The 7,664-nt window shown below is 63.1% G+C and carries 5 protein-coding genes and 2 pseudogenes; 3 read left to right on the top strand and 4 right to left on the bottom strand.

The features are described 5' to 3' along the window. Positions 1-161: 161 nt before the first annotated feature. The gene (locus QZH52_RS38245; protein ID WP_301816486.1) at positions 162-587 is read left to right on the top strand and encodes a hypothetical protein; all 426 of its coding nucleotides are present in this window, start codon (positions 162-164) and stop codon (positions 585-587) included. Positions 588-625: 38 nt separating this feature from the next. Next, the gene (locus QZH52_RS38240; protein ID WP_301816485.1) at positions 626-922 is read left to right on the top strand and encodes a hypothetical protein; all 297 of its coding nucleotides are present in this window, start codon (positions 626-628) and stop codon (positions 920-922) included. Positions 923-1,529: 607 nt separating this feature from the next. On the opposite strand, the pseudogene QZH52_RS38235 reads toward QZH52_RS38240, so the two are convergent. Both QZH52_RS38235 and QZH52_RS38230 read right to left on the bottom strand, forming a co-directional pair. Then, a pseudogene (locus QZH52_RS38235) lies at positions 1,530-1,858 on the bottom strand (IS3 family transposase); the annotation flags it as partial. A 1,147-nt stretch (positions 1,859-3,005) separates the two neighbouring features. Next, positions 3,006-4,976, bottom strand: a complete 1,971-nt coding sequence (locus QZH52_RS38230) for an ATP-binding protein (protein WP_301816484.1) — start codon at positions 4,974-4,976, stop codon at positions 3,006-3,008. A gap of 178 nt (positions 4,977-5,154) precedes the next feature. Here QZH52_RS38230 and QZH52_RS38225 point away from each other — a divergent pair. After that, positions 5,155-5,655 (top strand): annotated as a pseudogene (locus QZH52_RS38225) (IS5 family transposase); the annotation flags it as partial. A 103-nt stretch (positions 5,656-5,758) separates the two neighbouring features. Here the strand turns inward: QZH52_RS38225 and QZH52_RS38220 are convergent. Both QZH52_RS38220 and QZH52_RS38215 read right to left on the bottom strand, forming a co-directional pair. Continuing rightward, positions 5,759-6,754, bottom strand: coding sequence for a tyrosine-type recombinase/integrase (locus QZH52_RS38220; RefSeq protein WP_301816483.1), 996 nt, complete (start codon positions 6,752-6,754; stop codon positions 5,759-5,761). Further along, positions 6,747-7,664 (bottom strand): tyrosine-type recombinase/integrase (locus tag QZH52_RS38215; protein ID WP_301816482.1); only part of this gene is annotated, 918 nt, incomplete at its 5' end. The genes QZH52_RS38215 and QZH52_RS38220, both read right to left, overlap by 8 nt.

Here is a 7,664-nt window from a genome sequence, read left to right as displayed (position 1 = left end):
CTCGGCGAGGCCACGGATCCGGCCGACCTGGAGCGCCGCAGCATGGCTTGGGAACGCGCGCAGGAGACGCGCCGCGCGCTGCCGCCGGTGCTCTGAAGGCGCGCCGGTCATTTGGACCAACGTCGCTCGACTTCTCTCAGGCCTCCCAAGGAGAGCATGCAATGTTCGATGGATCCCTTCGATACCTGGCCACTGCCGCAAAGCGGACCTCCCCACACTTCGTCGTGGCGCTGCTCGCCTGCCTTCTGCTGGTGCTTGCCTGGCGCGGTCCGACCGGGCATGTCGAGGCAGCGATGCAGCATCCCGTGCCCAAGGGCGGCGCCGCATCCGTCACCCCGGATTCCCGCCTCGATTCGCTGCGCAAGGAGGCGGCGAGCGGTGACGAACGCGCAAACCTCGAACTCAGCAGTGCCTTGATGGACAGGTTCGACCTCGCGGGCGATTCGGACGACCTCTATGAGGCGTTGGAATGGGTCGACCGGCGCTGGGACGTGTCCGACCACGCGGAACAGGTGGGCCGCGTCGTCGCGCACTACTGCGGTCATCGCGTCGTGCAGTGGCATCGCCTGTGCGTGCTGGGCGAATGACTACGCTTCGCAGGCTTGCCCTGGAGAAGGACTTTGCCATGGTCAAGTTGCCTGCGCTCGTGCTTCTGGCGCTCCTGCATACGCCCGCTCACTGCCAAGGGCGGCTTGCGCCCATTGCGCCTCTCGACATAGGAAAGTCGACCCCTCGACTCCTCACGGCCGTGATTTACGAGTGCGAGCGGCGCGCGTTGCGGCGGCAGCTGGGCGTGGACGACACATACCGATGCGATTACACGAAGAGATTCTCGGAGGACCGCATGTTCGGCGGCGACGCGGATCACATGCGCGCGTGGCTCGCGGAGCAGCGGTTCATCGAAGCCGAGTTAACGCCTTGATGGAGTTCTTCCGTCTGTGGTTCCGAGCGCGCGATTCTGTTTGGCGTTCAAGGCCTCCCCTGGTGACGAGATCACACCACATTGGGCGCCCTGAGGGGGATCGAATGCGCGGCAACGGCAGCCGATCGCTTAGTCGCTAGCTCCTCGGACCGCGCGTTGTTCACTGCTGAAGGTCAGCTTCGCGGTCCTGGCGAACCAGGGATCAGGCGCCCGACCACGAGCTCGCGATCGTAGCCGCTGGCATCAAGCGCGCGGCGGATGAACTGGCCGGCGCACGCGGGAACACTTGGCGCGGCCAGGGACGATCGCGGAAGCACGCGAGTGAAGGGGTTCATGGTATCTCAGTCGTCCATGGTCTTGGTGAAGCGCCGAGCGTTGTCCACGGCGGCGGGCGTCGCTTGCGACGAGCGACCGCCGCGGTGGGCAAGCCGTGTTCGGCGCGACGGCGGTGGTGCTGCACGAACTGCGCGAAGCGGTCATGGCATCACCTGCTTTCTGCGCATCGACTCGCCCTTGAGCGCTATCTTGTGCGCCGCATGCACGATGCGGGCGCTTCGGAGCGTTGAAGCGGTCCCTGCGGGCCACGACTTCGCTGGCCCACACTACGAACGACGGCCCTTCTAGTCTCAGGAAGGGCCTCACGAATCCAGGTTGTCAGCGTTCCCCGACATAGGTAGCCCAGCGCCCATATGGTGGCGGTAATGCATCGATCGTGGGCGAGGTAGTGCTCGAGAGCGGTAGCCTTCTGCGCTTGCGAGAACTTCGGATCCCTCCCTGCAAAGCTCACCGGCAGGTCGAGCCGCTGCTGATATGCGCGGTACCAGCCCTTCAAGCATTCTTGGTTAAGTAACCCAGCTGCTTGATGGTGGGCCGGACGCGTTTGCCCAGCTTGTTGTAGAGCTCAACAGCTCGATTTCTGTCGTCGTAGGAATACAGGAATTACTTCCAAGTAGTCCAAGTTTTCTTCCGCACCCTCTTCCCAGGCAGAACAGGTCCAAAACACCAGCGGCAGGGCTCATACCCTTCCGTAGAACGATGTGATGTCAAAGTAGACGACCTTTTTCGAACCGTCGGAGAGGGCTATGGTGAACGCCTCAATGATTCGGCCCTGTGCGTTCGACTGATGCAACTGGCGCGTGACGACCCAGTCTTGGTCCATTCGGCCGAATCGCAAGGACAAGTATTGATATTGCGCTGCTACTCCCGCAACCCCTCCCGAAGCATCCACGACGATGGGCCGGTCTGAAGACAGGCCGTTGCCTCCGTTCAATTTCACCGACCTGCGGTTGGCCAAGGCTTCGTCGACTGGCGGGGAGCGCTTCGCGCGCCGCGCTGCAGCCAGAAACGCCAACACTCTCCGCGCGAGTCCGATCACGGGCCTGCGGTTGCCTGGTCGGTTCAAAAAGAACTCGGGCAGCTGTTGACCGCGAGAGTGGCGGGCGGGAGCTGAACTAGGCACGGGGGTGGTTTCAATTGGCTTGGCATCTCGCTGGGTGACGGTTAACTCAAGGCCTAGGAACAGAGTCAGGGCGGACGGCGACTAAGGGGCGGTTGAGCGGAACGCAATATTGCTGGCCGATATGGCAATGAAAGGGGCGAACTCCATGACCATCCCGTTGCTGGTCGAGCTAGGACGGCGGGAGTTCCACGAACCGATCGAGCAAGGCGTTGGCAAGGAGCAGCATGTAAGTCCACTGCGAGCATATGTAACAACGGCTCGAGACGACACGATGCATCCCCCGTTTCCTCCTCAAAAGTATGGAGAAGACACATCCATTTCGGGTCTTTCGCGCAAGCAGTTCGTGGTCGACCGGCGCCCGGTGACGAGTTCGTCCGTGGGGCGAGGCCCCCGGCGGCATGTTGCACTCGCTCAGAAATGCGGCGGGTCAAAGTTCACGCGGCGCCGACAGCCCAAACCAAGTGCAATGGGCCATCCACGTCATTCGGCAGGGCCGCACCTTCTGCAGCCAGACCTGGTGACCCAATGGGCACAGGAGCGAATAGGACGAGCGGGACCTTTCGCAGAGAAGCTACTCGCTTTGACCTTTCGGCCCGTTCGGCCCCAACGAACTTAGACGGAACTTCAGGGTGCGGGGGACGAGTCCAGTTTCACGCCGGCCGCCTCGCATGCTCGGACTAGTTCTGCCAGAGATCGAACGCCCATCTTCTCCATCACGCGGCTACGGTGCTGCTTGACGGTCTGTTCGACGATCCGTAGGTCGCCAGCAATTTGCTTGTTCAGCCGGCCGCGCAACACGTGGAGCATGACCTCGTATTCGCGCGGCGAGAGTCGGGCGATGCGCTGGTTCAGCGCCTCCTGCACCACCGCGTCCCTGCGCGCGTGCGCATGGCTGTTGAGCGCCCGGCGCACCGCGGCCAGCAGCACCTCACTGTCCACCGGCTTCTCCAGGACGTCGGCCGCGCCTCGCTTCATCGCGGCGACGCCTGTCAGCACATCGCCGCGCCCGGTGATGAAGACAAACGATGCCATGCAGCCTCTGTCGATCAGCCGCCGATGAAGTTCCGGCCCGGAAAGACCCGGCATCTGCATGTCGAGCAGGATGCAGGCCACGTCACCCGGTGGCGGATTGGCAAGAAAGTCTTCGGCCGACGCGTAGACGATAGTCGGCCAGCCGGCCCCTTCAAGCAAGCGCTTCAGGCCCACGCGAACCGCGGGCTCGTCATCAACGATGCAGACTAGGGGCTCCGTGCCGGCCGGGCGGTTCATGCCCTCACGACTCATGACACCGGCATGCGCGATTTCAGCGTGTGCAGCCGCCGACTGGTCGAGAGGGGCCGGCACCAACGGCAACTCGACACTGAAGGTCGCGCCTCCTTGCGCGTTCGACTCCGCCCAGATGCGACCGCCGTGCCCCTCGACAATAGATCGGCAGATCGCTAGGCCCAAGCCCATGCCACCAGGCCGCATGGTCCAGAACGGCTCGAAAATCGACTCCAGGTCGACCGGCGCGATGCCCCTTCCCGTGTCGCGCACCGAAAGCCTCACGTGTTTTGCACCGGACATCGCAATCCCCAGCGAGACCACACGTTGCGCTGTTGGCTTGTCCTGCACCGCGGCAACCGCGTTGAGCATCAGGTTGAGGGCCATCTGTTCGATCTGTACTTTGTAGGCGCTGACCCAGCACCCGGAATCGAAATTGGTCTCCATGCGAACGCCATTGCCGGCGAACTCGCTCTTCACCAACCGCTTCGCTTGGTTCAGTGCGACCGCGAGATCAAAGGCTTCACGCTGCGAATCGTCGCGGCGCATCAGGGCTCGGATGCCGCGTACGGTCTCGGCTGCGCGCTTGCTTTCGCGCACCACCGACTCGAGGATCGGAATGATCATCTCGGGCTTAGCGTCTTCGCGCGCGAGAAAATGAAGCCCGGCTTGGGCATTGCTCAGGATCGCTGTTAGCGGCTGATTGAACTCGTGCGCGATTGCCGCGGTTAGAGCATTGATGCGCTGCACGCGGTCGGCATGCCATAGCCGCTGGCGCATTTGCCGAGCCTCTTCCTCCACCCTCGCTAGGGCCACCGAACCGCCAAGCAAGTCACCGACGATTTTGAGCCGGTCGATAGTCTCTGACGGCCAACCGCGGCCGACATGCAGCACGCCGAGCGAAAGCACGCCGGTCACGCGCCTGCCGATGCGCACGGGGATGGACAAATGCGAACGCAGGCCAATTCGCCGGCAGTGCTCGGCCTCCTCGACGGCCTCGGGCGGGAGATCGCCCGGCAGCTTGGCCATCGCCACGATACGTCCGCTTCGCAGCTCGTCAAAAAACCAGGGAAGGGGAAATCGAAAGCGGCCTCGCTGGAGGGCTGCGGCTTCAGAAGAACCCGCGGAGCACAAGACGGTGAGATAGTCGCCGCCGACGAACTCGGAGAAGGTGCACCGGTCACAGCCTAAGTAGGCGATCACATCGAACAACGCCCGCTCGGTCCGGACGACGAAATCGGCCTCTCCAATGTCGCTGAGGCGGGCAGAAAGATTTACCAGTAGGCGCTCGAAGGCGATCCGCTCCATCAGGGTGACCTGAGTGTCGAGCAATTGATTGGTCGAGTTGGCGACCGCTGTCGATCTTCGTGGCGCTCGGCGCATGAACTCCTATTTAGGGAAATGCTGATCAATAGGTCGCTGCGGGCACGGCCCGTGCATGCGTGAAGACATCGCAAGTCACAGCACCACCGAGATGAACCAACGCAGTTTTGCCAGCGCCGAGTACGCGATGAAGAAGAAGCGCACGCGGCGCGAGAAGTTCTTGGCCGACATGGAGCGCGTCGTTCCGTGGTCTCGTCTGATTGCCATGATCGAGCCGCTGTACCCCACTCGCGGGCGCGTCGGCCGACAGCCGATCGGCGTGCCCCGGATGCTGCGCGTGTACTGCCTTCAACAGTGGTACGGTCTGGCCGACGAGGCGCTCGAAGACGCGCTGTATGACAGCCAGGCGCTGCGCGACTTCGTGGGCATCGACTTGTCGCGCGAGTCGGTGGCCGACGCCACCACGCTGCTGAAGGTCAGGCGCCTGCTGCCGGACAACGACCTCACCAAGGCGCTGTTCGAGGAGATCAACGCCCATCTTGCCGAGCAAGGCCTTCTGATGCGCGCGGGCACCATCGTGGACGCGACCATCATCGCCGCGCCCAGATCGATCAAGAACGAGGGCGAATCGCGCGATCCCGAGATGCTTCAGACCAAGAAGGGAAATGCCTGGCACTTCGGAATGAGATGTGGTCGACCACATCTCATGCCTAATGTGGTGTCGATTCATATGTGGCGCCCGGCGGCGCTGCCCTCGGGACATCGGTCGCTGAGCGTCACATAAATTCCGGTCACAACGATCGTAGGAACTCCATGATGTGCGGCTGGGAATGCCACGGCTTGCTCGGCTTCTGCGCCGCGGAGATCTCGCACTTTGCGAGCGCTCGCGCCTTGCCCTCGAGGTCGATTTCGGCGTAGACATTCGTCGTGTCGAGCGAAGCATGTCCGAGCCAGGCTCGCACGGTGTTGATGTCGACGCCCGCATTGAGCAGGTGTGAGGCCGTGGAGTGGCGAATGGAGTGCGGGCTGATTCTCTTCGTAGCGAGGGATGGCATGAAGTCCTTGGCTCTCGCGGCGGTGCGCTCGACCAATGCGTGAACGCCGAACCTTGTCGTCGGCTGGCCACACCGGTTAAGGAAGACGTGCTCGTGCCGGGAGCGCTCGCCCACGAGCGCGCGCAATTCGCGCACCGTCGCTGGCCACAACGGGCATTGGCGGCGTTTACGCCCCTTGCCGAGAATGTCGACGCTCGCCTGATCAAGATGCAGGTCCCCGACGATAAGCTCCGATGCCTCACTGGCGCGCGCGCCCGTGTTGTAGAGGAACAGGAGCAGCGCGTAGTCTCGACGGCCTTGTTCCGTGCGCCGGTTCGGACAGGCCAGCAGCGCGTCGATCTCCGCCTTGGCGAGGTATGGCACCGGGGCATGAGTTCCCTTCTTATAGGGCACGCAGCGAACCTGTGCACACCAGGCGATGTGTTCGGGGCTGTGTTCACCGACGAATCGGGCCAAGGCGTGAATGGCCGACAGGCGCTGATTGCGCGTGGCGATGCCACAGCCTCGGTGAGTCTCGACGTCGCTGAGGAACTCCCGCACCAACTGCGGCGACACATCGACCACCGCCAGTCGGTCCACGGCCTTGTGCAGGCGCCCCGACGCGAAGGGCAGCAGCTGACACAGCGTGTCTCGGTAGCTGCGCCGCGTGTTCGCAGCCAGATTCCGCTCGCTGACCAGGTGCTCCAGCAGGAATCGGCGAATCCACGGACCCAGTGTGCTGGTCTCACGCATGGCTGGTCTCCCGGAGGAAGAACTGCTCGAAGCGCGCGCTGGCCTGCTGCAGCAACTCGGGGGTCATGCTCAGGTAGCACTGCGTGCCGCTGATGTGCACGTGGCCCAGGTACGTCGCCAGCTGCGGCAGCATGCGCTGCACGTCGACGCCGTCGCAATACCAGCGCACAAGGCGCGTCACGGCCGCGGTATGGCGTAAGTCATGCAAGCGGGGTTGGTATCGCGCACCATCATCTCGACGCACCTTGGCCTGCGATCGCATCTGACTGAAGGCTTGCTCGGCACCTGCACGCGAGACTCGCTCACCTCGAGATGTGAGCAAGAACGGCGCGTCGGAATTCAGCGGCGAACGCTTGTAACGCCGCTGCGCGTACTCACGCAAGACCTGCGTCAGGTCGGTGCCTATGGGCACGAGTCGTGTCTTGTAGAACTTGGCTCCGCGCACGTGAAGCACACGATCGTCCAAGTCGACGTCGGCCAGGTTCAGGTTCAGCGCTTCGCTGATGCGCAGCCCGGTTGCGTACAGCAACAGGAGCAAAGTTCGGCTGGTGGGCGCATCGATTCTGCGGCAAACACGGCCAGCGGCTGCCTGCAGGAGCCGCCTGATCTCATCCTCCGAATAGATGTAGGGGATAAACGTCTGGGGACACCTTGGCTCCGTGGTGGGCAGGGGCACGCTGTGGACGTACTCGCGGGCGAGGCAGAAGCGGTAAAAGCCGGTGAGGGTGCCAAACTTGCAATGCCAGGACCGCGTCATCGGCCCGTTGCCATCAAGGAAGACACGGACCGCCCTCGGCCTGATCCGATCGACTTCGAGGCTGCCCATACTCTTGCTGAATGACCTCAGCATGCGCGCCTGGGTCACGAAGCGCATTCCCAGAGATTGCTTGTAGCCCACGTAGGTCGCGAC

This window comes from Variovorax ginsengisoli, assembly GCF_030486595.1.
Lineage (GTDB): Bacteria > Pseudomonadota > Gammaproteobacteria > Burkholderiales > Burkholderiaceae_C > Variovorax > Variovorax ginsengisoli_B.
The sequence above is the reverse complement of the archived record's forward strand: the minus strand, read 5'-3'. Positions and strand labels throughout refer to the sequence as shown.